A 26,650-nucleotide genomic window follows, 5' to 3' on the forward strand; every position below is an offset into this window, starting at 1 on the left:
CCGCAATTGCCTCCTGAGGAGGTCTGATAGCTAGAACTCATTTCATAAATATCCGCGAGATGCGTTTGTCTCATAGCGCGGGCTGGCAAGGCGGACAAGGCAGTGAATAGCGGTGCTATTCACAACGCGTCCAACGCTGTCCAGCGTGCGCTATGAGGCAAACCCTCCGGGAACGGAGGTGCCGGGCGCATTGCTTTGTTGCGTCGCTCGCACAGGCACCAGCCTGTGCTGCGCAACGGCGCCGCGCACTGCCTCCCGGCACCTCGCGTTCGCACTCGTGGCTATTTATGAAATGAGTTCTAGAGTGATGTGTGCTGAAGGAATCAGCACAGCGGGACATCATACTGCGGAAAGCCATCGTCTGAGAACTGCTTTGTTGCATGCTTGTCAGCGACGGAAAAGCGGGCGGTTACAGCATGACCGGACAGCGCCATACCACTGCCGTGAGCGCGTACCATCCCGCGCTCTTTCATCTGCACAAACCCGGTAAAACCAGTCAGCATTGTGCAAATATCGTCATCTGACATTTTGGGAGGCCCGGACTTTCTGCCGACGACCGCCGGATCGCTGTGCTGAACACCGCATTTGAGGCATTTTCGGGCATTTTCCGGTGGCTTCAGCGACTTCAGGGCTGTCCGCCACACAGTGCGGCAGCGACGCAGCCAGGTACGGTCCGGTCTCTGCAATAAAAAAGCACCGCAACTGGATTTCAGTGTCGGTGCTTTTTTGAATGAGCGGAGGTCGTCTGAAACGCAGTCAGCGTGCAACCGCTTCCGGCTCAGTGATCAGAATCAGTGCAGCAGTAAGGCGATCTGCAGTGCCGCGTCTTCTGCCACAGGATACTGGAAGCCGGTTTTGGCGAAACGCAGCCAGCGGCCCAGCACCAGATTACACAGTGCGGAAGAACGGGCAGACACTTCTTTTTCCGGCAATTGTCCCTGCGATGCGGCAATGCGCAGCGCCTGACGGAATGCCATTTCTATGCGTTCGGCGAACTGATTCATTCTGGCTTGCAGACGCTCATCTTCATTCACCAGCACATCGCCGGTCAGCACGCGGGTCATGCCACGGTTTTTGTCGGCGAAATTCAGCAACATGGCGGCAATCGCCTGTGCCTGCATCACGCCGTTTTCCTGCTGCTCAGTAATCTGGTTGATCAGCCCGAACACGGTCGATTCGATAAATTCAATCAGGCCTTCAAACATCTGGGCCTTGCTCGCGAAATGGCGGTATAAGGCGGCTTCAGAGACATCAACACGGGCCGCTAAGGCAGCGGTGGTGATCTTCTCGCCTTTAGGATTTTCCAGCATTGCTGCAAGCGTTTGCAGAATCTGCAGTTTACGCTCGCCGGGTTTGGTACTCGCCATGTTTTTGCTTCGTAAGAGGTGATACAGAAAAAGAGGAAGGCCGCCGGCTTTCCTGCGCCGGAAACCAGCGCTGCGGGGTGTGATTCTATGTGAAACCCGCCATTCCTGTGAAGCAATCTGCAAGGATTTGTGGAGAGAAACACAAAAACAGACCCGGGACTGCCAGCGCAGGCCCGGGTCTGTCTCTATTCATACCGGTGCGGATTATTTACCGAGATAGCGCTTATAAGCATCCAGATACATTTGCGCATTCACATCCTGTACGCTCTGAATACGCAGCGATTGCAGTGTGGATTTCTGTTCCGGGTTGTTCATCATGGCCTGCATGGCAACACGCAACTGATCACGCACTTCGTCCGGCACTTTTTTGCTGGCCAGTACGACCCACGGTGCTTTCTTTTCACTTTCAGCCAGCACGATGTAACCGGCAGTACCCATTTTCGGGGTGACTGTCGCATCCGATTTCACCACACCAACGTCCGCCAGTTTGTTTTCCAGTGCGAATGGAATCGTGGCTTGCAGTTTCACGTTGTAAACCGTCATCTGGTCAGGACGCACACCCATTTGCTCCAGCATGCGCATCGCATCATGCGCTGTTTCGCTGTCTGCCGGCGGCATCGCAAAACGCAGTTTTTTCAGTTCTTCCGGCGATTTCAGTGCACGCTTCAGATTAGCACTACCCATCATCAGTACCTGTGTTTTGGTACCGGATTCCAGACCGACGACCGGCACGAAGCCCAGGCTCTGAATTGCCATACCGGCGACAGAGTTCGGACGTACCAGAAAAATATCGCCCTGACGCATAGGCTCAGGATCGAACTGGCGCAGCGGCGACAAGCCAACCACCTGCACATCACGTTTCAGATATGCGCTCAGCTGGTTTGCCAGCGACTGGTATTTCTTGGTGCTGTAGTCAGCTTCACCACTACTGGAAGTCCCTTCCTGCACGATCAGACGCAGCGCAGGCGCAGCGGCGGCGGTGGAAGAAAATAAAGCAGCGGCAAGTAACAGGCAACACGAAAGCAACAGACGTAATTTCATCATAGGTCTCAGAATCAGATTGAATTGTAAAAACGGTCAGCCCGGTCATCAGGACGGGCGGGAGGCGATCCTCTGGGATCTGCTGGATCAGGACAGCCGGTGGCGAGGGAACATGCCGTCAAACCACTCGGTTTTCAGAAGCTATTTCCATAAGGAAATGAATCAGGCGGAATTCTACGCAAATTGTCGTTTTTATGCAAACTAAAATCGAAATAATTCGTTAAAAAGCTTGACTTTTACAAATTACCAATGATTTTTCTGTAATTACTTAGCCGTCTGATATCGTGCACCGCCACATCCACGCAGGCGGCGGAACGCACGCGACCATCCGGCTTGCGCCCGCTGGCGGGAATGTAATGGCGCAGCAATACCGTGCGGATACCCAGTTTGCGGGCGGCGCGCAGATTATCGACGCTGTCTTCCACCAGCACACAATCGCTGGCGCGCAAGCGCTGACGGGCAAGGAAATGGCGCAGGAAGCGCACAGAGGGTTTGGGTTGCAACTGGCGATGCACCCGCATCTGCTCCACCGGCACATGCGCATCGAAATGCGTATGCAGGCGCAAATGGCGCAGAATTTTGCCGGCGTAACCGGCCGGTGCATTGGTCAGTAAGATTTTTTTGCCGGGCAACTGGCGCAAACGGCGGCGCAGGCCGCGCTCGGCACGAATCATGGACGTCAGGCCGTCGATATCATGTGCAGCCTGTAAAAAATGCTCTGCATCCACGCCGTGATGGCGCACCATGCCCAGCATGGTCACGCCGTACTTCAGATAGTATTCCAGCCGCACACGGTTCACGGTCTCGGCATCGGCCGGACCGTGATCATCGCCCAGTACACGGGCGATGTAGGCATTCATCAGACGGTTAATTTCCGGAAAAATCGCATGCGACGCATGGTGCAGCGTGTTATCCAGATCGAACAGCCAGACGCGGCGGGAGCGGGAAGCTGCCATCAGACAGCACTCCCGTGGTGGTGATCTGCCATGCAGTACAGATCAGTGACTGCGGATCATCGTACCGAAAGCTTGCTCGGTCAGCACTTCCAGCAACAGCGAGTGCTCGATACGGCCATCGATAATATGCACGGTGTTCACGCCGGATTTCGCCGCATCCAGTGCGGAAGAAATTTTCGGCAGCATACCGCCGGAAATAGTACCGTCCGCGAACATTTCATCGATTTCACGCGCAGTCAGATCGGTGACCAGATTGCCTTGTTTATCGAGTACGCCAGGAATATTGGTCATCATGATCAGCTTTTCCGCTTTCAGGATTTCCGCAATCTTACCGGCCACCAGATCGGCGTTAATGTTGTAAGCCTGACCATCTTCACCGAAGCCGATAGGCGAAATAATCGGGATGAAAGCATCGTCCTGCAGCGCTTTTACAACAGCCGGATTAATCGCTTCGATTTCACCGACGTAACCGATATCCAGCATCTGACCCGGGTTTTCGCGGTCCGGCATCAGCATTTTGCGGGCGCGGATCAGGCCACCGTCTTTACCGGTCAGACCCACTGCCTGACCACCGTAGTGGTTAATCAGCATCACGATATCCTGCTGCACTTCACCACCGAGTACCCATTCCACCACTTCCATGGTTTCTTCGTCGGTAATACGCATACCCTGAATGAAATTGCCCTGTTTGCCCATTTTTTTGAGCGCATTGTCGATTTGCGGACCGCCGCCGTGCACAACGACCGGGTTCATACCGACCAGTTTGAGCAGAATCACATCGCGTGCGAAGCCGTGTTTCAGACGCTCTTCCGTCATCGCATTACCACCGTATTTCACGACAATGGTTTTGCCGTGGAACTTACGGATGTATGGCAGCGCCTGCGCCAGAATTTCCGCTTTGATAAATGGCTCGACGCCGTCCAGATTGTCCATCTCTGTCGCGTGCGCTTGTTTTTCGCTCATAATGAGGGCTTCCTGTAATCAAAAAGAAGGAAAAATGTGTGTTGTGCCGGATTTTACCCCGAAACTTTACGATTTCCCGTCTTGAAGAAAGCCTGTCCGCATGAATCTTTTTGCTGAACTGGAAAACCTGCGCCCCGCCCTGCTGCGTTTTGCCTTTTTGCAATTGCGCCAGCAAAGCGCCGCCGAAGATGCAGTACAGGAAACCTTGCTGGCAGTACTGGAAAAACCGGATGCGTTTCAGGGCAATTCCAGCCTGCGCACCTATGTCACCGGCATCCTGAAATTCAAAGTCATCGACCACTTACGCAGCCTGCAGCGCGAACAGCCGCTGACACCGCTGGATGACGAGCATGAAGCCGATGTGATCGACAGCCTGTTTCTGCAAAACGGCCACACCGTACAAATGCCGAATGCCTGGCGAACGCCGGATACCGAACTGGAACAACAGGACTTTTTCCGCATCATGGAAATGTGTCTGGAAAAATTGCCGGAAAAAACCGCGCGTGTTTTTCTGATGCGCGAATGGCTGGATATCAGCAGTGAAGAAATCTGTCAGGATCTGGGCCTGAGTTCGTCTAATCTGTGGGTGCTGCTGTACCGGGCAAGGCTGCGCCTGCGTGAATGTCTGGATTTACACTGGTTCGGGAACAGGAGTTAAGCATGGGATTACTACTGAAATGCCGCGAAACCCATCAGCTGGTGTCGGAAGGTATGGATCGCCAGTTGTCGCTGGGCGAACGCTCGCAAGTGCGTCTACATCTGGCCATGTGCGATGCCTGCAGCCGCTTTGAACAACAAATGCACATGCTGCGCGATACGCTGCAACAATTGCCGGATCACCTGCAATCCGGACAACGTCAGGATCAGCCTTGAACCGCTGTCGCGTTTGCGACAGCGTATTTACCTGCGGCATCAATGAGGTGAACCAGCCTTGCTGGTGCAGCGCAGTGCCCGTGATTGCGCCTGAATTTTTACCGGAAGGCAATGCCGCTTGCCTTAGTCCCGCCTGCCTGCATGACTGTGCCAGAACAATGGCCACGGTACAGCAGCAAAAAGCGGCAGCTGACAACAGACAATAAGGATTTCAGTTACCATACGCGCTCTGCTCAATCCGCTACTATTTTGTCAGGAACTCTGTATGTCCAACGAGACTTCCACCGCTTACAAAGCGGTTAACATTCCGGTGTCGCAACGTATCCGCGAACGCATCGTCGCCAGCAATACGCGTTTCCATGCAAATGACAATATTGCGGCGTTTATTGAAGACGGCGAACTTCCTGAGCTGCAAGCCGAAGTCGCTGCCAAAATGCAGGAAGTGCTGCAAAGTCTGGTGATTGATACCGACAGCGATCACAACACTCAGGATACCGCGCGCCGTGTCGCGAAAATGTTCATCAATGAAGTGTTCCGTGGCCGCTATGTCAGCATGCCCTCGGTGACTGAGTTTCCGAATGCCTCGCATCTGAACGAGCTGATGATTATCGGCCCGATCACCGTGCGCAGCGCCTGTTCACACCATCTGTGCCCTATCATCGGTAAAGTCTGGATCGGCGTGATGCCGAACGAGCATTCGAATCTGATCGGCTTGTCCAAGTATGCGCGTATTGCCGACTGGATCATGAGCCGTCCGCAGATTCAGGAAGAAGCGGTGGTGCAACTGGCCGATGCGCTGCAGGCAAAAATGCAACCGGATGGTCTGGCCGTTGTGATGGAAGCCGACCACTTCTGTATGCACTGGCGCGGCGTGAAAGACAGCGAGTCCAAAATGATTAACAGCGTGATGCACGGCTCTTTCCTGAAAGACCCGAATCTGCGCCGCGAATTTTTATCTCTGATTAAACGTTAATACGACAGGAGAGCATCATGTTAGTCCGCCTGCTGTACGCCAGCCGCCCGGCTGAACAAAATGTGTGTGACGTCGTGCAATCCATTCTGCAGCAATCGCATGCGCACAATCCGCAAAACGGTATTACCGGCGTGCTGTGCCACACCGAGCAAGTCTTTATTCAGGTGCTGGAAGGCGGCCGCGAAGCGGTGAATGCACTGTACGGACATATCCTGCGCGATCCGCGTCACAAAGATGTGGTGCTGCTCGATTACGAAGAAATTCAGGAACGCCGTTATGCGGGCTGGACCATGGGGCAAGTGAATATGAGTCGCGTGAATCCATCCATCCTGCTGCGCTATTCCCCGCTGCCGGTGCTGGACCCGCATACCATGTCCGGCAAAATGCTGATGGCACTGCTGGATGAGCTGATGGCTACCGCATCGATTGTCGGCCGCATCTGAGTTCTGCCAGCACTGAATTGTCAAAAGGCTGCCTGCGGGCAGCCTTTTGTTTTAACCAGTTGATTAATCACTGCGATTATTCCGGATTTTCGGAACAAACTTCGATCGCATCATCCTTCACTTTTTGCCGGATACGTGCGATTTCTTTCTGTTCTTTTTCTTTTAACACCCTGAGTTTTTCTTCATCTTTTTCGCTGGCAATCTCAGATTTCAATTGCTTTAGCAAGGCAGATTTTTTTGAATACTCTTCAATTCCGAATGCCTGAAACTTTTCCTCACATTCAGAACGAGGACGTAACTTACGGGAACCCAGATCGATTTGTCCGGCAGCAGAAACCGAAACACTGATCACAACAACGCCCAGTAAAGTTTTCAAAACTGCGGGTAGTGCCATGGATATCTCCTGTTTTCTCTCTGAAAGTTGTTTAGCCCAAAAAATGCCTTAAATGCGGTGTTCAGCACAAAAAAAACCAGCAAAATCCCGGACGTCGGCAGAAACACTGGCGCTCCGGGCAGGTGCTTTTTCCGGCGAATGCGGACTTCTGCATAGCCTCTGCGACAAATTACAAACTGAACTCGCCGCGCAGACTGATCCGCATATTCCCGTCCGTGACGGTACGGGTATCGAGCGTACCGGCGCTGGTTTCATAGCGGCTGATACGGTTGCTGTCCTGACGCAGCAGACCGCTCATGTTCAGCACCAGCTTAGCGCGCGGATTGAGCGTCCATGCAGCGCTGGCATCCAGCGTGGTCTGATGCGAGCTGTAGGTACGGCGGTTCAGGTTATTGCGCAGCCAGTCGCCCGGCTGCCAGCTGGCATTCATATCCAGTTTCACCGGTGCCGCGGCAAGTTGATAGGTCATACCGAGTTTAGCGCGCCACGGCAGACTGCCATCAACACGGTTATCCGGCCCCGGCCAGTCTTTCAGTTCAGATCTGGCCCAGCCTGCACTGCCGCGCACATCCAGCTTCGGTGCATCCTGCAGCCAGTCTTTCGCACTCAGTCGCCATTCCAGATTCACGCCGGTCACATCCGCATCGCCCAGATTGGCCGGACGCTGCACCCAGCGCGGCACCGTTGCCCATGCCACCGGCATTTGCACCAACTCCGTGCCGGTCTTCCCCTGAATCTGGCGCGTGTAGGCTTCCAGCGTCAGTTTGCTGTCACCCTGCAGCGGATGTTCGTAACTGAGGTTCAGCGCCAGTGCTTTTTCCGGACGCAGATTCGGGTTGCCGGTGCTGTCCGGCGTATCTATCGTGTTGGCGCCGCAACCTGCGCCGGGCACACACGGTGCCAGTGAATTTACCGAGGGGTGCATCAGCAGGGTGTCGGTCTCCACTTCTTTAAAACTGCGTGCCAGCGACAAACGGAACTGTTGTTTAGGATTGCCGGCCAGCTTTTTTGCGATGTGCAGCGATGGCGACACCACGCGGAAACTGACACTGGTATTGCCCGATACTTCCTGCCCTTCGCTGCGCTGCTCCGCCACCGATACACCGGCATTCACTGCCAGCAAAGGATCCGCCCGCCAGTCATCCTGAATAAACACGCGGCGCTTTTGTTCCCATTGCGAATACTGCGTTCCCAGTGCCGCCAGACTGCTGTCAGCCAGACCGTTATAACGATATGATTTTTCAGGTGTCTTAAAATCTTGTTCCAACTGCAGTCCGGCACGAACCCGGTGCCCGCCGCTGAAGGTTTTACGTTGCGTGAATGCGATCAGCCAGCTGTTGCTGAGCACTTCGGAGCTGTCTTCACGTAAGCCTGAAATGGCATTGCCTGAGGTACCGGCACTGATGTCATTGCGCTGAGAATTATCGCTGCTCCGCATCAGCGATCTGCGCAGATTCAGCTCACTTTCGCCCCAGTCCTCATCTTCATATTGCCAGTTCAGCGGCAGCTGTATGCTGGACATCTGCCAGCGGGAACGACTTTGTGTCAGCAAACTGCCGCCGCTCTGCCACTGACGGCTTGCCTGAGTTTCCGTCTGATTCTGCAACCCGCCTGCACCCGGCTTCAGACTGAGACTGCCGTGCTCCAGTCTGCGCACCAGTTCAAACGCCATCGCGACAGTCTGATAACGCTCCCAGCGGTAGCGCTGTGCCTGATACTGCGGCAGCACCAGACCACCCGCATTCAGGGTTTGCTGCTCGGCGGAATTGCTGCGTTTATCTCTCTGACTGGAAGACAAATGCAAATTGGTACTGAACGGACTTTCAGGATCGGACTGACTCAGATTCCATGCACCACTAAGTTCCGCTGAGCTGCCGTTCAGACCCGTTTGCGCTGACACCGTTTGCCTTTGCTGGCGCATATGCTTGCGCAACACCACATTGATGGTACCGGCAATACTGAAGGGCCCGGTTTCTGCGGTGGAGGATTTGATGATTTCAATCCGCTCTACTTCGCTCAGATCAATATTGTTGATATCCCGTCCGGCCGGTGGCAAACCATCAATCAGAATCTGGGTATAACCGGGCAAACCGAGCAAACCCGGCCTGCCGTCTTTGCCGACCGTGATGGCTGGCTCACGCTTCAGTAATTCATTCACATTCTGTAAGCCACTGTCGCGAATCTGGGCACGACCGATAATCACTTTTGCTGCCGCAAAATCACGCGCTGCATCTTCCGCTGCACCACTGACCGTTACTTTTTGCGCTGCTGGCTGACCGGTTTTGGCTGGCTGTTCCGCATTGGCATTGCTTGCTGTGCCGGTTTTGATCACGGCAGGCACTGTATTTTTTTCAGCTACAGTATCTGCCGGTAAGGCTGTATTTGTTTGCGCCCAGGCGCCGCCACTCAGCGCCAGACCTGCCAGCGCCCACTGCATTGTTTTCACTGCCACGCTTCCACTCCGGATCAGTTCGATTGCCAATAAAAAATATTCAGACTGCTGGCATATCAGTGCATTCAGGAATGCGCTGATATAAAAATCATTACTTGCCGCAAAGAAAAAGCAGCATACGTGACTTTTATGCATTGATCTATATCTTTTTAAAAGATAAAAGCACAATACTATACGTAGCAGACGATGCGCCGGAACGGCTTTGTGAAGAAATGACGGAGAAAAAAAGAAACGCCATATCACCGCTGAATGGCGATATGGCGTGCAGAATTACAGATAAAATTGTAAAGAATTTTCTTAAGACATGTCTTGCAGCATTGCTGGTAAATCCGGTACCGGCATATCAATCGCGGCGCACACACTGCGCAGCAATTCATGTGTACGTGCTGATGACAGACTGTTCTGAGCCTGCGCCATTTGCAGCATACCGCGTATCAGCATCGGTTTTGCCAATGGTGCCAGCTGATTCAGCTGCGCCAGCGCAGCGCGTACCGCCTGATAATCGAGCTGGTCGGGATTGATCCAGTCTGTCGCCTGTAATTGCAGATTACGCAGTGAAGCCGCGCCCTGCATAAACATTTGCTGACGGGTCGCTGCATCGCCTTGCGGCACCAGCGATAACACCAGCGCGACCTCTTTGCGCAAAGGAACCAGATCAGCGTAACGCACTTTCACAGCACGGGCAGCCTGCGGATTCAGCCTTTGTTCCAGAATCGCCTGCAGCACAAACTCAGTCTCACTGACGCGGCCATCGGCTTGTATCAGCGCAGCCACCACGCTCAGCAATTGCTGGCGGGTATTTTCCGGCAAGCGTTTCAGCGCGGGCATCGCCAGATCCAGCAAAGGCAGACGCTGCCCGGCACTGATACCTGCTGCAGCGCGTAAAGCAGCCTGCAGCGCCGTAGCATCCGCCAGACCTGCACGCAGAATCTGTTGCTGCTGTTGCTGCGCCTGTGCGGCCTGCGACTGATCACATACCATCGCACACACCAGCAAGGCAGCAGACTGCGGTTCCCGTGCCAGCGCCCGCGCATCATCCGGCATTGCCAGACCAGATTTCAGCAATTGACTGTTATCAGCAGCCTGCGCCGGATGACCTGCATGATGACCAAAACCTTCATCGCCATGCAAGCCACTCTGCACTGCGGTGAACGCTTGCTGAGAAGCAGAACCACCACTGAAACTGCTGAACTGACTGCTCAGTGATGACTGGCTGCTGCCCTCATTCCCGAACTCGTCATCATCCAGTACATCCGCCTGCACAAACTGCACATCTTTGCCGTAGACACGACGCAGCCGCTCTTCCAGCGGCGGATGGGTGGCAAACATGCCGGATAAAAACGATGGCCGTGCCGCGCCCAGAAACATATGCGATAACTGCTCGGCTTTACTGCTTTGTATCGCAGAACCACAACCGGTTTCCACACTGAGGCCACCGATTTTTTGTAAAGCACCACCGATGCCCTGCGGATTACGGGTGAACTGGACTGCGCTCGCATCGGCCAGAAATTCACGCTGACGTGAAATTGCCGACTGAATCAGTCGTCCGAAAAAAATACCGACGTAACCAACCACAAACAGCACAATCCCGACCACCAGCATAATCAGCCCGATTGACGGCCCCTTATCATCCTTGCTGCGTGAGCCGCCGCCAATGCGCGCACCCCATTCAAACAATTCGCGTCCGAACAGCGCCAGCATCTGAATACCAAATAAGACACCGATGAGCTGGATGTTCATCCGCATATCGCCGTTCAGGATATGGCTGAATTCATGACCGACCACGCCCTGCAGTTCATCGCGGTTCAGGCGTTCCAGCGTACCGCGTGTTACCGCGACCACTGCCTGATTCTGCTGAAAACCGGCAGCAAACGCATTGATACCGTCTTCTTCATCCAGAATGTACACATTCGGACAGGCGATGCCGGATGCCAGCGCCATTTCTTCCACCACGTTCAGCAAGCGACGTTCATGCAGATCCGTGGAATCCGGCGGTACCAGACGGCCACCGGCCATTTCAGCGACTGCATCACCACCGTCACGCAACTGAAAGATCTGATACAGCGTCCCGAGTCCGATGAACAACAGCACACCTATCGTGATCGCAATAAAAAAGCCCTGCGGATAGCGCACCGGCCCGTGCCCGCGCATCGCGTATTGCCACGCTACTGCCAGCGTGACGTTGACCACCACCACAATAGCGGTCACCGCCAGTGCAAACAGCATCAGCAATTTGCGGCTTTCGCGGCGCGCGTGATCCTGCTGCTCAAAAAAATTGTTCATGGCAAATCAGACCGGAATCAGAACGATACTTTGACAGCCTGACGTTCCTGCGGCGCTTCAATCACTTGCAATTGTTCTGCCTGACGGAAGCCGAACATACCGGCAATCACAGAGCCCGGAAATTGTTCGGCCGCAGTGTTGTACTGCATCACCGTATCGTTATAAGCCTGACGCGCAAACGAGATTTTGTTTTCTGTGCTGGTCAGTTCTTCTGTCAGTTGCAGCATATTCTGATTCGCCTTCAGATCAGGATAGGCTTCAGACAAAGCAAACAAACGACCCAGAGATGCATTCAGCGTGCCTTCTGCTTGCGACAGTTGTTGCACAGCAGCTGCATCACTTGGATCGGTGCTGGCTTTGGCACTGGCATTGAATGCCGAGTTACGCGCTGCGATCACCGCTTCCAGTGTTTCGCGCTCATGTTTCATATAACCTTTGGCGATTTCGACCAGATTCGGAATCAGGTCGTAACGGCGTTTCAGCTGAACATCAATCTGTGCAAACGAGTTTTTATAACGGTTACGCTGCGCAACCAGTCCGTTGTACACACCAATCGCCCAGAACACGACAACAGCCAGCAGGGCCAGAATAACGAGCATCGTAATCATCACATCTCCGTAAAAAAAGCCGGCAAGCTACCGGCAAAGCAATTGCAATTTTATACAATTACAAAGGCAAAAAAACGGTATTAATTAGAAACTTTTACCTTTTGTCTACGCCAGAAGACAAACACTGAAAGAAAAAACCGCATCACAATGGATGCGGTTTCAGGAGATTTAAGGATTCGCCGGCTGCTTCTGCGATTCCGGCGTTGCGACCAGTCTGCGCAACTCATCTTCACTGATGTATTCGAGCACCTTCACCACTTTTCGCACACCGCCAACACCTGCAGCCAGCTGCGCTGCCTGATCACCTTCACGCTGGGTGACACGTCCCATCAGGAACACCACACCGGCTTCGGTCACCACTTTAAACGCACCGGCATAAATGCCTTTTGCGTCGACGAAGGTGGCTTTTACCTTACCGGTAATCAGCGCATCGTTAGAGCGGGACGACAGGCTGGATGTTCCTGCCACCTGAATTTCATTGGAAACCGTCACCACACCGTCGATTGCACGCAATTCCTGCTCCGCCTGCTGACGCATGTTTTCATTCCATACTTCACCGGTCAGCAATACATGGCGGTTAAACGAATTCACATTGACGTGTGCGCCATCGCCAAGTGCTTTGGACAGACGCACTTCGCCTTTGACTTCAATCGATTTATCTTCAGTTTGCGCACCGAAGGTACGACGGTCCGTGGCTGCCAGCGTGCCCATCACGGCACTGCCGACCACCAGTTCCACACAGCCCTGCAAACTGACAGCCGCTGCGCAGCATAAAGAAACCGCCAGCAAAGGTCGGGCCAAACGACGGGTAACTGCTTTATTCATCCTCACCTCCGAACAGTGCGGTATCAATACCGTCACATAAACAATGAATCGTCAGCAAGTGAACTTCCTGAATCCTTGCTGTTCTGTCATGCGGCACACAGATATGGACATCTGATTCCGTCAGTAGTTCGCCGATCTTGCCGCCGGTTTTACCGGTCAGCGCAATCACGCGCATATCACGTTCCAGTGCGGCCTCAATCGCATTGATCACATTCGCGGAATTTCCCGAAGTGGAAATTGCCAGCAGAATGTCGCCGGACTGACCGAGCGCCTGCACCTGTTTAGCATAAACGTCGTTGAACTGATAATCGTTGGCAATCGCAGTCATAATCGATGTATCGGTCGTCAGTGCAATTGCCGGCAGTGGCAAACGCTCACGTTCAAAACGGCCGATCAGCTCTGCTGCGAAGTGCTGGCAATCTGCCGCTGAACCGCCGTTGCCGCAGGCCAGAATCTTATTGCCGTTGGACAGCGCCAGGAACATCAGTTCCACCGCTTCCGTGATCGGGGCTGCCAGTATTTCGGCTGCTTTGATCTTCAGTTCAGCACTTTCGCGGAAGTGCGTCAGAATTCGTTGGGTGCTCATCTAAAAACTATCTTTCCGGCCCTCAGGCCATCATTGCATCGGGTAACCAGTGGATTGTACCCGCTTCTATCGCAATCACATCAAACCGGCAGGCCGGAGGCGCAGAAAACTGCACCAGATAGACCTGCGCAGCGTGCCAGAGTTTCCTTTGTTTGGCAGGCGTGATGCTGGCTAATGCACCGCCGAAGCGGGCTGAAGCGCGACTGCGTACTTCGACAAACACCAGCGTATCGCGGTCACGCAGGATCAGATCAATCTCGCCGCCGGGGCAGCGGAAGTTACGTTCAACCAGTACCATGCCATGCGCCTGCAGATAGGCCAGCGCCGCATCCTCTCCTGCATCGCCGGTTTGCTGTTTGCGCGTACGGCGGTCCGGCGCTGCTGCGGAATACGCCCCGCCAGTCTCAGCTGGCGTACAATCTGTTTTTTTCTTCCAGAACGGCATTTGCATGAGCCTCAGCGAACAATTTTCGTGGATTTCCCCGTCGTTACCGGAAACCATAACAAGACAGCAATATCCGGCCGGCACATTATATGTAGTTGCCACACCGATTGGAAACACTGGTGATATTTCCCTGCGCGCCTTGTATCTGCTGAATCTGGCGGATGCCATCGCTTGTGAAGATACGCGCAATACTGCGCAGCTACTGAATCTGTACGGCTTGCAGAAGCCGCTGATCGCAGCGCACCAGCATAATGAGCGCGAGATTGCGCAAAAAATTGCGGAACGTCTGCAAGCCGGTGAACGTATAGCGCTGGTGTCGGATGCCGGTACGCCGGGCGTGTCAGATCCCGGCGCAAGGATTGTGGATGAATTACGCAATCAGGGCTTACCAGTAATCGCATTGCCGGGTGCATCGGCAGCGATTACCGCCTTATCTGCCAGCGGTTTTACCGATGACCAGTTTCAGTTCGTGGGTTTTTTACCGAGCAAAGCCGGTCAGCGCAAAGAAGTGCTGCAAGGCTGTGTGAACACCAGCGCGACCCAGATTTTCTACGAAGCGCCGCATCGCATCCACGACACCATCGCGGCCATGCTGGAAGTATTCGGCCCGCAACGCCGTATCGTGCTGGCGCGTGAACTGACCAAACTGTTTGAAGAAAGTCAGCGTTGTACGCTGGCGGAAGCCGGTGCGTGGCTGAAAGCGGATAAGCACCGAGAAAAAGGCGAATATGTTTTGCTGATCGAAGGCTTGCCGGCACAACAGGACAGCGGTATGCAGGAAGCGCAACGCATTCTGGGTATCCTGCTGGAATCCTGCTCTGTCAGTCAGGCAGCCAGTCTGGCGGCAGCGATTACCGGTCAGAAGAAAAATAATTTGTATCAGCTCGCGCTCAGTCTGCAGTCAGAAGACGACGAAGCAGCCGGTTAAAACACCATGAAAACAGCGCTGAATATTCAGCGCTGTACCACCACCGGTTTTCCGGTTCCCAGATCACCCGCCATTGCCAGCGCCTGCTGTGCTTCGGCGCGACTGGTGAACGGGCCACTGACCAGACGGTATAAACTGCCCTGCTGCACAATTTCAAACGCCGGTAAGCGTGACTCCGCTTTCCCTTTCAGTTGCGACATCACATTTTCTGCATTCGACCGTATCGCAAATGCGCCAAACTGCAGATAAAACCCACTTCCTGCAGGTACGGATGGCGGCGTGCTGAGCTTTTCTACTGGACGCGGATTCTGCGTAACACCTGCATCCTCGAGTGCCGAAGCCACGGGCATTGCTTGCTGCGGAATCGGTGAAGTCATTGCCACCGGCGTATTCACGACCGGATCTGCGGATGCACTGCGAACTGCCTGTGGCGGCTGATTTTTACGGTTTTCAGCCATACGTTCAATATCAGCGGGTAACAAACGTTCGACCTCAATTTGCGTACTGCCTTTACCAAGCACTTCCAGTTTCAGCGCTGCTGTGTACGATAAATCGATAATCCGGTTACCCTGAAACGGGCCACGATCATTCACGCGCACAATAATCTGACGTCCGTTACTCAGGTTTGTCACACGCGCATACGAAGGAATCGGTAGTGTCGGATGGGCTGCCGTAATTTTGTACATATCGTAAGGTTCGCCCGATGATGTACGCTGTCCGTGAAATTTTTTGCCATACCAGCTGGCCAGACCACGCTGAATAAACGGTGTCGTATCGTCCGTAATCGGTGTAAATGTTTTTCCGAGCACGACATAAGGCTTGCTTGCGCCACGGGCATAAGGCTCAATTTTCGGAATTGGATCAACAGTGAATTCCAGCCCCGGTGGCGGATTATCGCCCGGACCATCATCTTTGTAATAACCACCTTTACCGGAATTGGCTTTCGGCAATACCGGAACCGTTACCGGTGGCTGATTCGTTGCACGCGGCGCTTCACTGACGGGTGCTTTCGGCGTAGTCCCGCAAGCTGCAAGTAATGCAGCCAGCGTGGTGACAGAAACAAAAGGCAGGAGCTTCTTTGCAGGCAGTTTTTTCATGTCTGTATCAGCTTACGATGTCGTTGCACACTCATCAGGATACCGGCGGCCATACCCAGCGTCACCAGCGCAGTACCGCCGTAACTCATAAACGGCAGCGGTACACCCACCACAGGCAGAATACCACTGACCATGCCCATGTTAACAAATGCATAGGTGAAAAAGATTGCTGTCATCGAACCCGCCAGCAAGCGCGTAAACAGCGTCGGCGCATTCGCAGCAATCATCAGGCAACGGGCGATCAGCAGCAAATACAGCAGCAGCAACACCAGATTGCCAACCAGCCCGAATTCCTCTGAAAACACGGCAAAAATAAAATCGGTAGTACGTTCAGGAATAAATTCCAGATGTGCCTGCGTTCCTTTCAGCCAGCCTTTACCGGTTACGCCACCGGAACCGACTGCAATCGTCGACTGAATAATATGAAAACCTTTACCCAGCGGGTCGCGGCTGGGGTCCAGCAATGTCAGCACCCGGTCACGCTGATAATCATGCAGCATATAAGGCCACACTATTGTGGGTATTACTGCGGCGGCAAAACCCAGAATACCCAGAATCACTTTCCAGGATAAACCCGCCAGAAAAATAACCGCAAATCCGGCCATACCAACCAGCATCGCCGTGCCCAGATCCGGCTGCTTCCCGATCAGCGCAAACGGAATCGCCAGTATGATGGTCGCAATAATAAAATCCTGTACCCTTAACGCACCTTCACGCTTCTGGAAATACCAGGCCAGCATTAAGGGGGTTGCGATTTTCAGCATTTCTGAAGGCTGAATCACCATGCCGATATTCAGCCAGCGGCGCGATCCTTTTTTCACCATCCCGAACAGCGCAACAGCAATCAGCAAAGTCACCCCCAGCGTATAAATAGGAATGGCAAAGCGCATCAGCGTTTGGGGTGGCACACTGGCCGCGATCCACATTACAAAAAATGACACCACGATATTACGCAGCTGATCTTCCACACGGCCCGGAAAATCGTAGCCAGCTGAATACAGCGTTACGATACCGCAGGACATAATCAGAAAAATCAGCATCGCCAGCGGGCCGTCAAACACGGCGAAATAGCGGCGTATGGCGCGCCAGTTCATGTGAAATTGGCTCATATCAATCCTTATTCCCCGTGGTCTCTTCGCCGGGCTTAGGCGAAGGTGGTGGCTCTGCCGGATTTTTCAGTTCCTGATCAGAACGGAACAAGGCAGGATCACTTTGTACTTTCGGCTGCGGTTCGCGGTTTTCTTTCACCGGACGTTTGCCAAGCAGGTAATAATCAAGTGCCTTACGCACAATCGGTGCAGCAGCTTCCGCACCGAAACCACCGTTTTCCACAATGATGGCAACTGCAATCTTTGGCTGATCAACCGGTGCAAATGCAATATACAGCGAGTGATCCAGATGACGGGCTGCCATCCGTTTCGCGTCGTACTTTTCACCTTTTTTGATACTGATGACCTGCGCAGTACCGGTTTTACCGCCGGACACATATTCTGCACCGGCAAAGACGCGCGCCGATGTCCCTTCGCGTACAACTCCGACCATCGCATTCTTGATAATGTCGATATTTTCCTGCTTCAGCGGAATACGGTAACTTTCCTTCGGTACAGTCAGTTCACGCTGATGCGATACCGGATCTTCCGTCATTTTCACCAGATGCGGCTTCATCACAACGCCATTATTTGCCAGCGTTGCCATCGCATGTGCCATTTGCAATGGCGTGAACGTATTTTGCCCCTGACCAATTCCCAGTGAAATCGTGTCACCCGGAATCCAGCGTTGCTGCTGCGGTTTTTTGAAAGCGCGGCGCTTCCATTCGGTCGATGGCAGAATCCCGGTACGTTCATGCTCAAGATCAATACCGGTTTTCTGACCAAAACCGAAAGGCTTCATAAAGTCGTGGATCATGTCCACGCCCATATCATTCGCCAGTGCGTAGTAATAGGTATCACAAGATTGCGCAATCGAACGGTATAAATCCACGCCGCCATGACCACCCGGTTTATCGTCTTTAAACGTATGGTTACCGAACGTGAAGTAACCCGGATCTGCGTAAATCTGGTGCGGCGTACGTTTACCCAACTCCAGCGCTGCCAGCCCCATAAATGGTTTATAGGTCGATCCTGGCGGATAGGCACCAGTCAGCGGACGGTTCAGCAAAGGGCGGTCTTCTGAAGTGTTTAATTCATTCCAGCTCTGCTGATCAATACCTTCGACAAACAGATTCGGATCGTAGGTTGGTTTGGAAACAAAGGCCAGCACATCACCTGTTTTTGGTTCAATCGCCACCAGCGCACCACGACGGTCACCAAACGCTTCTTCCACAATTTTCTGCAGTTCGATATCCACCGACAGAATCAGATTTTTTCCGGAAACCGGTGGCGTACGGGATAAAGTGCGCACAGCACGACCACCAGCGGATACCTCGACCTGCTCAAAGCCAGTTCGGCCATGCAGCATGGCTTCATAACTTTTTTCCAATCCCTCTTTACCGATGTAATCCGTACCGTTGTAATTAGCACCGTCTTCAGACTCTTCCAGAGCTTCCGCATCTTTCTGACTGATACGACCGATATAACCAATCACGTGCGATGCAGATTCGCCTTGCGGATAATGACGGAATAAACGCGCCTGAATATCAACACCGGGAAAACGGAAACGCTGTGCAATAAAGCGTGCTACTTCATCATCAGTTAAGCGGGTACGGATAGGAATACTCTCAAAACTTTTGGATTCCTCCAGCAGCTTACGGAAACGCTTACGGTGCTTAGGCTGAATATCAACCAGATCAGCCAGATCATCAATCAGCAAATCCATATCCTGCTTGATTTTAGACGGCGTGATTTCCAGCGTGTAGGCAGAATAATTCTGTGCCAGTACCACGCCATTGCGATCCATAATCAGGCCGCGGTTAGGCACAATCGGTACGATATCGATGCGGTTTTCATCCGCTGCCGCAACATATTCGTCATGACGAATCACCTGCAACCAGACAAAACGGGCTACCAGCAGTGAAAAACATATCAGTACAAACAAAGCGATGACTACCAGCCGCACGCGGAACAGGTAAATTTCACGCTCAGTATTTTTAAACTCATTCATAAGACAGTGGCTGCAGGGTCAGATCGGGCGGGTGTGATCTTTGTCCACCGCCCGCTTTTGCGGAGCGAGCAAAATCAGCGTAGCCAGCGGCCACAGAATCGTTGTTACCAGACTCTGACTGAACACCAGCCAGCCGGGGAAATGCGCATCCGGCGCAACGATGAGCCTTACAATCACTTGCAGTGCCTGCGCCAGAATAAACAGCGGTAATACGTGCAGTGACTGCGCAAAAGGCGTGAACCACAAAACGCGGCGGTGTATCGTAATCGCGAAATACGACAGTACGGTAAATGCCAGTGCGTTTTCACCCAGATACACCGAATCATGCACATCCATGATCAGCCCCATCGTGAATGCGAGTCCGATACCGACTTTACGCGGCTGGTGAATACTCCAGAACACCAGCACCAGCGCCACAAAATCCGGCACACCGAGCAGACCGCCCCAGGGCAGAAAGTTCAGCAAAAACGCCACCACAAAACTGAAGGTGATAAATACCGGGTTTACCGGCAGCAGAATGTAGTTCGGCTGTGTCATTGCGCCTCCTGAGGCTGGGACGCCGGTTTGATGACTGGCTGCGCGGCAGGCCGCACAGCGGGTGCCGGGGCGGGTACGGGTTTCGCTGCCTGATCACGGGATGCAGGCACTGCTGCATGTAATGCTGACGGTGCTGTTACCTGTGTCGCTGATCCGGGCGCAGCATTGCTTTGCTCGGATGGCAAACGCAGATCACTGACCGGTCCGTTGTCACGTGTTACGCGGCGGTTAATTTTTTCTTTTTTGGCGCGGACTTCTTCACTGTCCGGTTTCGGCAAATCGCGGGTGGATACCTGCAGTATCAGTAACTGACGGTTTTTTTCGACACCGGCAACCGGCATACAGACGATGTTTTCAAACGTGCTGGTGCCTTTATTTTCGACGACTTCCACTTTGGCTACTGCCAGACCCGGCGGATAGATACCATCCAGACCCGAAGTCACCAGCACATCGCCTTTTTGCACATCGGCATTGGAAGTGACTTTCATATCCAGATAAGGCGATTGTCCGCGACCGTAAGCAACGCTGCGCAAACCGTTACGCAGTATCTGTACCGGAATTGCCTGCGTTTTGTCGGTCAGCAAGGTGACTTCCGATGTCATCGGGAAAACCCGCGTGACTTGTCCCACCACACCGAGGTCATCAATCACCGGCTGACCCTGCTCTACGCCATCTTTCAACCCACGGTCCACCACCAGCTTACGCGTGGAAGGATCACGGGCATCGTAAATAATTTCAGCCATAACGGATTTGGCAGGCATACGCTCGCGCGCATCCAGCAGTTTCCGTAAATGCGCATTTTCAGACTGCAACTGCCCACCTTGCTGCAGCAAATCGGCATGGCGTGTACGTTGCTGTTTCAGCCGGGTGTTTTCTGTCTGCAATTCGCTGATCCCATTGAAATACACCGAGATATCGCGCGCAGCCTGGGACGGAACACTGGCGACCATTTGCACCGGATACAGTACCGTACCGATAATCTGGCGTAACAGCGACAGCGATTGCAAACGGGAATCCACTACCAGCAAACAGATGGCAAAGATTGTAAAAAAGAGTGCTTTCGCCCGCGCGGAAGCACCCTGTTTAAATAGTGGCGGCGGACTGTAATTCATACGAAATCCATCAACAATGCCAGTTCAGCTGAAACTGTCCGGTAAAGACAGTGAGCGGTTAAAAAAACAAAAAGCCGACGCAATACTGCCGGCTTCGCCCGCCGCCGGACATACCGGCTACAGGACACGGGAGGCTGACTGCCGCAGATGCAGCATCAGCCCGGTCACCCGCTGTTATTCGTAAGAGAAGATGGAGCCGAGTTTATCCATGCGCTCCAGTGCCATACCGGAACCACGCACCACGCAGGTCAGCGGATCTTCTGCAACGATCACCGGCAAACCGGTTTCTTCCATCAGCAGACGGTCCAGATCGCGCAGCAATGCGCCGCCACCGGTCAGCATCATGCCTTTTTCTGCAATATCCGCACCCAGTTCAGGCGGTGTTTGTTCCAGCGCATTTTTGACTGCCGACACGATGTTATTCAGCGGATCTGTCAGCGCTTCCAGAATTTCATTGCTGGAAATCGTGAATGAACGCGGAATACCTTCTGACAGGTTACGGCCCTTGACTTCCATTTCTTTCACTTCGGAACCCGGGAACGCAGAACCGATCGCTTTTTTGATCGCTTCCGCAGTCTGTTCACCGATCAGCATGCCGTAGTTACGACGGATGTAATTGACAATGGCTTCATCAAATTTGTCACCGCCAACACGCACAGAACCCTTGTACACCATACCGCCCAGAGAAATGATGCCGACTTCGGTGGTACCGCCACCGATGTCCACCACCATGGAACCGGTCGCTTCCGATACCGGCAAACCGGCACCGATTGCTGCTGCCATCGGCTCTTCGATCAGGTAAACCTGAGAAGCACCTGCACCGAGTGCGGATTCACGGATCGCACGACGCTCAACCTGCGTAGAACCGCAAGGAACGCAAATGATGATACGCGGGGAAGGTTTGAAGAATTTGGTGTCGTGTACCATGCGGATGAATTGCTTGAGCATTTGCTCAGTGACAGTGAAGTCAGCAATCACGCCGTCTTTCATAGGACGAATAGCTTCGATGTTACCGGGTACTTTACCCAGCATTTGTTTTGCTTCTTTACCAACGGCCTGTATCGTTTTTTTGCCGTTCGGGCCACCTTCCTGACGAATTGCCACAACAGAAGGCTCGTCCAGTACGATGCCCTGGCTGCGGGCGTAAATCAGGGTGTTCGCGGTACCAAGGTCAATTGCGAGATCGTTCGAAAAATAACTGCGTAAAGAACCAAACATGTAGAGTCCTGTGAAAACGTTATGGCTGACAGCAGCACCAGACTGCTTCGCCGGAAAATTCGGTCGCCCTGAGCCCATTTCAGCAGTCCTGTGTGACTGACAAAGCACTGCTGAAATGAGCCCTGTTTTATCCGTGCTGCGCTGACACTGTCTTTATGCTTGAACTGACAGGAATTAGCGCGCTATTTAGGGCATTAACCTGTCATTCTACCTTATAATCCTGTTGATTTTACCGGACACCTGTACCGAAAAATGCTGTCTGTGCCGTTCTTTTTTACGGTACTGCCCGGGCTTGCAGCGCGAGCCCCCGACAGACGGTCATCGGGTCTGTCAGACTGACCTGATTCTGCGGTGTCCTCTTCCTTTTTCTTGATAAACCTGAACGTGTTTACACGCTACTGATATGTCTCTGACACTGAATGATGTGAACCGCATTGCCAAGCTGGCAAAGCTGAAAGTTTCCGACAGCGAGGCGGCCTCCACCCTCGACAAACTGAATGGTATTTTTGCGCTGGCAGAACAACTGAATGCGATTGATACCACCGGCGTTGCACCGCTAAGCCACCCGATTGCCGCCCTGCTGCCGGAACTGGCGCTGCGTCTGCGTGAAGATGAAGTCACTGAAACCAATCGCCGTGATGATTACCAGCAATGCGCGCCTGCCACGCAGGATGGCCTGTATCTGGTCCCGAAAGTCATCGAATAAGCCGGATGGAGAACCGTATGCATCAAAAAACCTTAGCGCAGTTATCTGCCTTACTGCAGAGCAAACAAGTTTCCGCCACTGAACTGGCGCGCCTGTACTTAGACCGCATCAGCGCCAGCAATCTGAATGCGTTTCTGCATGTTGATCCTGAACTGACACTGGCACAGGCTGCTGCTGCCGATGCGCGTCTGGCTGCCGGTAATGCCGGTGTGCTGACCGGTGTGCCTATCGCTCACAAAGACATTTTCGTGACCCGTGGCCTGCGTTCCACAGCCGGTTCGCGCATGCTCGGCAATTACACCAGCCCGTTTGACGCAACTGTTGTGGAAAAACTGGCCGCTGCCGGTATGGTGACGCTGGGCAAGCTGAACTGCGACGAATTCGCAATGGGTTCTGCCAATGAAAACTCTTACTTCGGTGCGGTCAAAAACCCGTGGGATCTGAGCGCAGTACCGGGTGGTTCTTCCGGTGGTTCTGCGGCCGCTGTGGCTGCGCGCCTGACACCGGCTGCTACCGGCACTGATACCGGCGGTTCTATTCGCCAGCCAGCTGCATTCTGCGGTATTACCGGTATTAAACCGACTTACGGCAGCGTGTCCCGTTACGGCATGATCGCGTTTGCATCGTCGCTGGATCAGGGCGGCCCGATGGCACAGACTGCGGAAGACTGCGGCCTGTTGCTGAATGCAATGGTTGGCTTCGACGAAAAAGATTCCACGTCGCTGGAACGCAAACCGGAAGATTTCAACCGTCTGCTGAACCAGTCGCTGCAAGGCTTGCGTATCGGTGTACCGAAAGAGTTCTTCGGCGAAGGTCTGGCGGATGATGTGAAACAGGCTATTCACGCCGCGCTGGAAGAATACAAAAAACTCGGCGCCAGCATCGTGGAAATTTCCCTGCCGAAAACCGAATTGTCCATCCCTGTGTATTACGTGATTGCACCGGCCGAAGCATCGTCCAACTTAAGCCGTTTTGACGGCGTGCGTTATGGTCACCGTGCAGCGGAATACACCGATCTGAACGATATGTACACCGCGAGCCGCACCGAAGGTTTCGGCGATGAAGTGAAGCGCCGCATCATGACCGGCGCGTATGTACTGTCGCACGGTTATTACGATGCTTACTACCTGCAGGCTCAGAAAATCCGCCGTCTGATTGCACAGGATTTCGCTGCTGCATTCACGCAGTGCGATGTGATCATGGGCCCGGTAGCACCAAGCGTGGCATGGGATCTGGGTGCGAAATCGGATGATCCGGTCGCTAACTATCTGGCCGATATCTTCACGCTGTCCACCAGTCTGGCCGGTTTGCCGGGCATGTCGGTACCGTGCGGCTTTGGTCAGGGTGAGAAAAACAGTCGCCGCCCTGTGGGTCTGCAACTGATCGGCAATTACTTTGAAGAAGCCCGTCTGCTGAATATTGCGCATCAGTACCAGCAGGTCACTGACTGGCATCTGCGCAGCCCGGAATAATCTGTGTCCCGCTGCGGCGGGCCCGGCGGGTGAATCTGCCCCGCCCTCACTGAAACAAGGATAGCTTATGCAATGGGAAGTCGTTATCGGTTTTGAGACCCACGTACAGCTCAAAACCCGTTCTAAAATTTTCAGTGGTTCTTCCACTGCTTTCGGTGCAGAACCGAATACACAAGCCAGCCCAGTGGATCTGGCATTGCCGGGCGTATTGCCGGTGATGAATAAAGGCGCAGTCGAAAAAGCGATTCAGTTCGGTCTGGCCGTTGGCGCGCATATCGCACCGGAATCGGTGTTTGCGCGTAAAAACTATTTTTATCCGGATCTGCCGAAAGGCTATCAGATCAGCCAGTTTGAAATTCCTGTAGTACAGGGCGGTTATGTGTCCTGTATCGTGGAAAAAGACGGCAAACCGGAAGTCCGTCAGATTCAGCTGACCCGCGCACATCTGGAAGAAGATGCCGGTAAATCGCTGCATGAAGATTATCAGGGCATGTCCGGTATCGATCTGAATCGCGCCGGTACGCCGCTGCTGGAAATCGTGACCGAACCGGTGATGCGCAGCGCGGCTGAAGCGGTTTCCTACGCCAAAGCGCTGCATGCGCTGGTGGTCTGGCTGGATATCTGCGATGGCAATATGCAGGAAGGCTCCTTCCGCTGCGACGCCAACGTGTCCGTGCGTCCGGTTGGTCAGAAAGAATTCGGCACCCGTGCCGAAATCAAAAACCTGAACTCCTTCCGTTTCCTTGAAGAAGCGATCAACTACGAAGTGCGTCGTCAGATTGAACTGATCGAAGACGGCGGCACTGTGGTACAGGAAACCCGTCTGTACGATCCAGACAAAAAAGTCACGCGCTCGATGCGCAGCAAAGAAGATTCGCAGGATTACCGCTACTTCCCTGACCCGGATCTGCCGCCGCTGCGCATCGGTAGCGACTGGATTGAAAAAGTCCGTCAGACCATGCCGGAACTGCCAGCTGCAATGCGTGCGCGTTTTGTCGAACAACTCGGCTTGCCGGAATACGATGCAACCGTGCTGACGCAATCCAAAGGTATGGCGACTTACTTTGAAGCCGTGGTACAGGCTGCAGGTGCTGCGCAAGCTAAACCGGCTGCGAACTTCATGATGGGCGACGTGGCATCGACACTGAACCGCGAAGGTACCGATATCAGCGCGATTCCGGTCTCTGCCGCACAGCTGGCATTGCTGCTGCAACGTATCACCGATGGCACGATTTCCAACAAGATCGCGAAAGAAGTATTTGCGGCGATGTGGGAAGCACCGTCTGATGACGTAACGCTGGCTGACAAAGTGATTGAATCCAAAGGCCTGAAGCAAATTACCGATACCGGCGCGCTGGAAGCGATCATTGATGAAGTGATGGCAGCGAACCAGCAATCCGTGGATGAATTCCGTTCCGGTAAAGAAAAAGCCTTCAACTCGCTGGTCGGTCAGGCAATGAAAGCCACCAAAGGTAAAGCGGCACCGGCACTGGTGAATGAATTACTGCGCAAAAAACTCGCAGGTTAATCAGGAGTCTCTATGAGCAATTTACGTCAGGAATTTATTCAGTTTTCGGTGGAAGCCGGTGTTCTGCGCTTTGGTGAATTTGTGACCAAAGCCGGCCGTCTGTCGCCGTATTTCTTTAACGCCGGTCTGTTCAACGATGGCGCGAATCTGGGCCGTCTGGCAGCGTTTTACGCTGACACCCTGATCGCTTCCGGCGTGGAATTCGATATGCTGTTCGGCCCGGCCTACAAAGGCATCACGCTGGCAAGCGCAACCGCAGTGGCACTGGCGGCACGCGGCCGTAACGTACCGTTTGCATACAACCGCAAAGAAGCCAAAGACCACGGCGAAGGCGGCACCATCGTCGGCGCGAAGCTGGAAGGCCGCGTTGTGATTATTGATGACGTGATTTCTGCCGGTACTTCGGTACGTGAATCGGTCGATATGATCCGCGCTGCAGGTGCCACACCGGCAGCCGTGCTGATCGCACTCGACCGCATGGAACGCTCAGGCAAAGATGATGCGCTGTCCGCACATTCTGCCGTGCAGGAAGTCAGCAATACCTATCAGATGCCGGTGGTGTCTATCGCCAATCTGAATGACTTGTTCGAGTACCTGAACGCCGGTAACGGTGGCGCAGAACTGGCACAACATAAAGATGCGGTGGCAGCTTACCGCCAGAAATACGGCGCAGTCTGAACCTTGCCTCATGCACTCAGCCGCCGCAGGGCGGCTGATTTGTCTGCGGAACCGGAAACACGGTTC

27 protein-coding genes are annotated in these 26,650 nt (G+C 53.6%); 10 read left to right on the forward strand and 17 right to left on the reverse strand.

From position 1 onward, the window contains the following. Nucleotides 1–791: 791 nt before the first annotated feature. From slmA to argB, 4 genes are all read right to left on the reverse strand, one after another. Nucleotides 792–1,367, reverse strand: coding sequence for a nucleoid occlusion factor SlmA (slmA, locus tag KDM89_RS08785; protein WP_212687572.1), 576 nt, complete (start codon nt 1,365–1,367; stop codon nt 792–794). Between the two features lie 204 nt (nt 1,368–1,571). Continuing rightward, the gene (locus tag KDM89_RS08790; RefSeq protein WP_212687573.1) at nt 1,572–2,411 is read right to left on the reverse strand and encodes a PhnD/SsuA/transferrin family substrate-binding protein; all 840 of its coding nucleotides are present in this window, start codon (nt 2,409–2,411) and stop codon (nt 1,572–1,574) included. Nucleotides 2,412–2,644: 233 nt separating this feature from the next. Next, entirely contained in the window at nt 2,645–3,364 is a 720-nt protein-coding gene (locus tag KDM89_RS08795; RefSeq protein ID WP_212687574.1) for a pyrimidine 5'-nucleotidase, read from the reverse strand. Nucleotides 3,365–3,406: 42 nt separating this feature from the next. Then, nucleotides 3,407–4,297 carry an acetylglutamate kinase gene (gene argB, locus KDM89_RS08800; RefSeq protein WP_212687686.1) on the reverse strand — a complete coding sequence of 297 codons (891 nt, stop codon included), beginning with the start codon at nt 4,295–4,297 and terminating at the stop codon, nt 3,407–3,409. Between the two features lie 130 nt (nt 4,298–4,427). Here argB and KDM89_RS08805 point away from each other — a divergent pair, with 130 nt between their 5' ends. From KDM89_RS08805 to KDM89_RS08825, 5 genes are read left to right on the forward strand one after another with little or no spacing between them, the layout of a single operon-like run. Continuing rightward, a complete protein-coding gene (locus KDM89_RS08805) occupies nt 4,428–4,985 on the forward strand; it encodes a sigma-70 family RNA polymerase sigma factor (protein WP_212687575.1) in 558 nt (185 codons plus the stop codon). A 2-nt stretch (nt 4,986–4,987) separates the two neighbouring features. Then, nucleotides 4,988–5,200 carry a zf-HC2 domain-containing protein gene (locus tag KDM89_RS08810; RefSeq protein WP_212687576.1) on the forward strand — a complete coding sequence of 71 codons (213 nt, stop codon included), beginning with the start codon at nt 4,988–4,990 and terminating at the stop codon, nt 5,198–5,200. After that, nucleotides 5,197–5,406: a cysteine-rich CWC family protein gene (locus tag KDM89_RS22970; protein ID WP_212687577.1), complete on the forward strand. Its 210-nt coding sequence runs from the start codon at nt 5,197–5,199 to the stop codon at nt 5,404–5,406. The genes KDM89_RS08810 and KDM89_RS22970 overlap by 4 nt, the downstream gene beginning before the upstream one ends. Before the next feature lie 59 nt (nt 5,407–5,465). Further along, a complete protein-coding gene (gene folE / locus KDM89_RS08820; RefSeq protein ID WP_212687578.1) occupies nt 5,466–6,173 on the forward strand; it encodes a GTP cyclohydrolase I in 708 nt (235 codons plus the stop codon). A 17-nt stretch (nt 6,174–6,190) separates the two neighbouring features. Further along, nucleotides 6,191–6,616, forward strand: coding sequence for a BLUF domain-containing protein (locus KDM89_RS08825; protein WP_189356477.1), 426 nt, complete (start codon nt 6,191–6,193; stop codon nt 6,614–6,616). Between the two features lie 76 nt (nt 6,617–6,692). On the opposite strand, the gene KDM89_RS08830 is transcribed toward KDM89_RS08825, so the two are convergent. From KDM89_RS08830 to KDM89_RS08860, 7 genes are all read right to left on the reverse strand, one after another. Next, nucleotides 6,693–7,010: a hypothetical protein gene (locus KDM89_RS08830; RefSeq protein WP_212687579.1), complete on the reverse strand. Its 318-nt coding sequence runs from the start codon at nt 7,008–7,010 to the stop codon at nt 6,693–6,695. A gap of 169 nt (nt 7,011–7,179) precedes the next feature. Further along, nucleotides 7,180–9,462, reverse strand: coding sequence for a TonB-dependent receptor plug domain-containing protein (locus KDM89_RS08835; RefSeq protein WP_212687580.1), 2,283 nt, complete (start codon nt 9,460–9,462; stop codon nt 7,180–7,182). A gap of 297 nt (nt 9,463–9,759) precedes the next feature. After that, entirely contained in the window at nt 9,760–11,745 is a 1,986-nt protein-coding gene (locus tag KDM89_RS08840; RefSeq protein WP_212687581.1) for a M48 family metallopeptidase, read from the reverse strand. Between the two features lie 17 nt (nt 11,746–11,762). Continuing rightward, on the reverse strand, nt 11,763–12,353 hold the full coding sequence (locus KDM89_RS08845) for a LemA family protein (protein ID WP_212687582.1): 591 nt from the start codon (nt 12,351–12,353) through the stop codon (nt 11,763–11,765). Between the two features lie 168 nt (nt 12,354–12,521). After that, complete coding sequence (locus KDM89_RS08850; RefSeq protein WP_212687583.1) at nt 12,522–13,178, reverse strand: BON domain-containing protein; 657 nt, start codon at nt 13,176–13,178, stop codon at nt 12,522–12,524. Then, nucleotides 13,171–13,764: a phosphoheptose isomerase gene (locus tag KDM89_RS08855; protein WP_212687584.1), complete on the reverse strand. Its 594-nt coding sequence runs from the start codon at nt 13,762–13,764 to the stop codon at nt 13,171–13,173. Before KDM89_RS08855 ends, KDM89_RS08850 begins: the two co-directional genes overlap by 8 nt. A 22-nt stretch (nt 13,765–13,786) precedes the next feature. Continuing rightward, on the reverse strand, nt 13,787–14,209 hold the full coding sequence (locus KDM89_RS08860) for a YraN family protein (protein WP_212687687.1): 423 nt from the start codon (nt 14,207–14,209) through the stop codon (nt 13,787–13,789). Nucleotides 14,210–14,213: 4 nt separating this feature from the next. Between KDM89_RS08860 and rsmI the strand changes: the two genes are divergently transcribed. Beyond that, nucleotides 14,214–15,137, forward strand: a complete 924-nt coding sequence (gene rsmI / locus KDM89_RS08865; protein WP_212687585.1) for a 16S rRNA (cytidine(1402)-2'-O)-methyltransferase — start codon at nt 14,214–14,216, stop codon at nt 15,135–15,137. Between the two features lie 26 nt (nt 15,138–15,163). On the opposite strand, the gene KDM89_RS08870 is transcribed toward rsmI, so the two are convergent. The 6 genes from KDM89_RS08870 to KDM89_RS08895 all read right to left on the reverse strand — a co-directional run bounded on the left by KDM89_RS08870 (nt 15,164) and on the right by KDM89_RS08895 (nt 22,200). Next, a complete protein-coding gene (locus KDM89_RS08870) occupies nt 15,164–16,234 on the reverse strand; it encodes a septal ring lytic transglycosylase RlpA family protein (protein ID WP_212687586.1) in 1,071 nt (356 codons plus the stop codon). Next, the gene (gene rodA / locus KDM89_RS08875) at nt 16,231–17,343 is read right to left on the reverse strand and encodes a rod shape-determining protein RodA (protein ID WP_212687587.1); all 1,113 of its coding nucleotides are present in this window, start codon (nt 17,341–17,343) and stop codon (nt 16,231–16,233) included. The genes KDM89_RS08870 and rodA overlap by 4 nt, the downstream gene beginning before the upstream one ends. Nucleotide 17,344: 1 nt before the next feature. After that, the gene (mrdA, locus tag KDM89_RS08880; protein ID WP_212687588.1) at nt 17,345–19,333 is read right to left on the reverse strand and encodes a penicillin-binding protein 2; all 1,989 of its coding nucleotides are present in this window, start codon (nt 19,331–19,333) and stop codon (nt 17,345–17,347) included. 18 nt (nt 19,334–19,351) lie between these two features. Beyond that, on the reverse strand, nt 19,352–19,870 hold the full coding sequence (gene mreD, locus KDM89_RS08885; protein WP_212687589.1) for a rod shape-determining protein MreD: 519 nt from the start codon (nt 19,868–19,870) through the stop codon (nt 19,352–19,354). Next, nucleotides 19,867–20,982: a rod shape-determining protein MreC gene (mreC, locus tag KDM89_RS08890; protein ID WP_212687590.1), complete on the reverse strand. Its 1,116-nt coding sequence runs from the start codon at nt 20,980–20,982 to the stop codon at nt 19,867–19,869. The genes mreD and mreC overlap by 4 nt, the downstream gene beginning before the upstream one ends. A 174-nt stretch (nt 20,983–21,156) precedes the next feature. After that, entirely contained in the window at nt 21,157–22,200 is a 1,044-nt protein-coding gene (locus KDM89_RS08895; protein ID WP_189356490.1) for a rod shape-determining protein, read from the reverse strand. Between the two features lie 403 nt (nt 22,201–22,603). Here KDM89_RS08895 and gatC point away from each other — a divergent pair, with 403 nt between their 5' ends. The 4 genes from gatC to pyrE all read left to right on the forward strand — a co-directional run bounded on the left by gatC (nt 22,604) and on the right by pyrE (nt 26,584). Then, nucleotides 22,604–22,906 (forward strand): Asp-tRNA(Asn)/Glu-tRNA(Gln) amidotransferase subunit GatC, encoded by a 303-nt coding sequence (gene gatC, locus KDM89_RS08900; RefSeq protein ID WP_212687591.1) that lies wholly within the window; start codon nt 22,604–22,606, stop codon nt 22,904–22,906. A gap of 17 nt (nt 22,907–22,923) precedes the next feature. Next, complete coding sequence (gatA, locus tag KDM89_RS08905) at nt 22,924–24,378, forward strand: Asp-tRNA(Asn)/Glu-tRNA(Gln) amidotransferase subunit GatA (RefSeq protein ID WP_212687592.1); 1,455 nt, start codon at nt 22,924–22,926, stop codon at nt 24,376–24,378. A gap of 67 nt (nt 24,379–24,445) precedes the next feature. Next, complete coding sequence (gene gatB, locus KDM89_RS08910) at nt 24,446–25,906, forward strand: Asp-tRNA(Asn)/Glu-tRNA(Gln) amidotransferase subunit GatB (protein WP_212687593.1); 1,461 nt, start codon at nt 24,446–24,448, stop codon at nt 25,904–25,906. Between the two features lie 12 nt (nt 25,907–25,918). Continuing rightward, a complete protein-coding gene (pyrE, locus tag KDM89_RS08915) occupies nt 25,919–26,584 on the forward strand; it encodes an orotate phosphoribosyltransferase (protein ID WP_189356494.1) in 666 nt (221 codons plus the stop codon). Nucleotides 26,585–26,650 lie beyond the last annotated feature (66 nt).

Origin of the sequence: Cognatundibacterium luofuense (assembly GCF_018139685.1) — a bacterium.
In the GTDB taxonomy this organism is placed as follows: Bacteria; Pseudomonadota; Gammaproteobacteria; order Burkholderiales; family Burkholderiaceae_D; genus Undibacterium; species Undibacterium luofuense.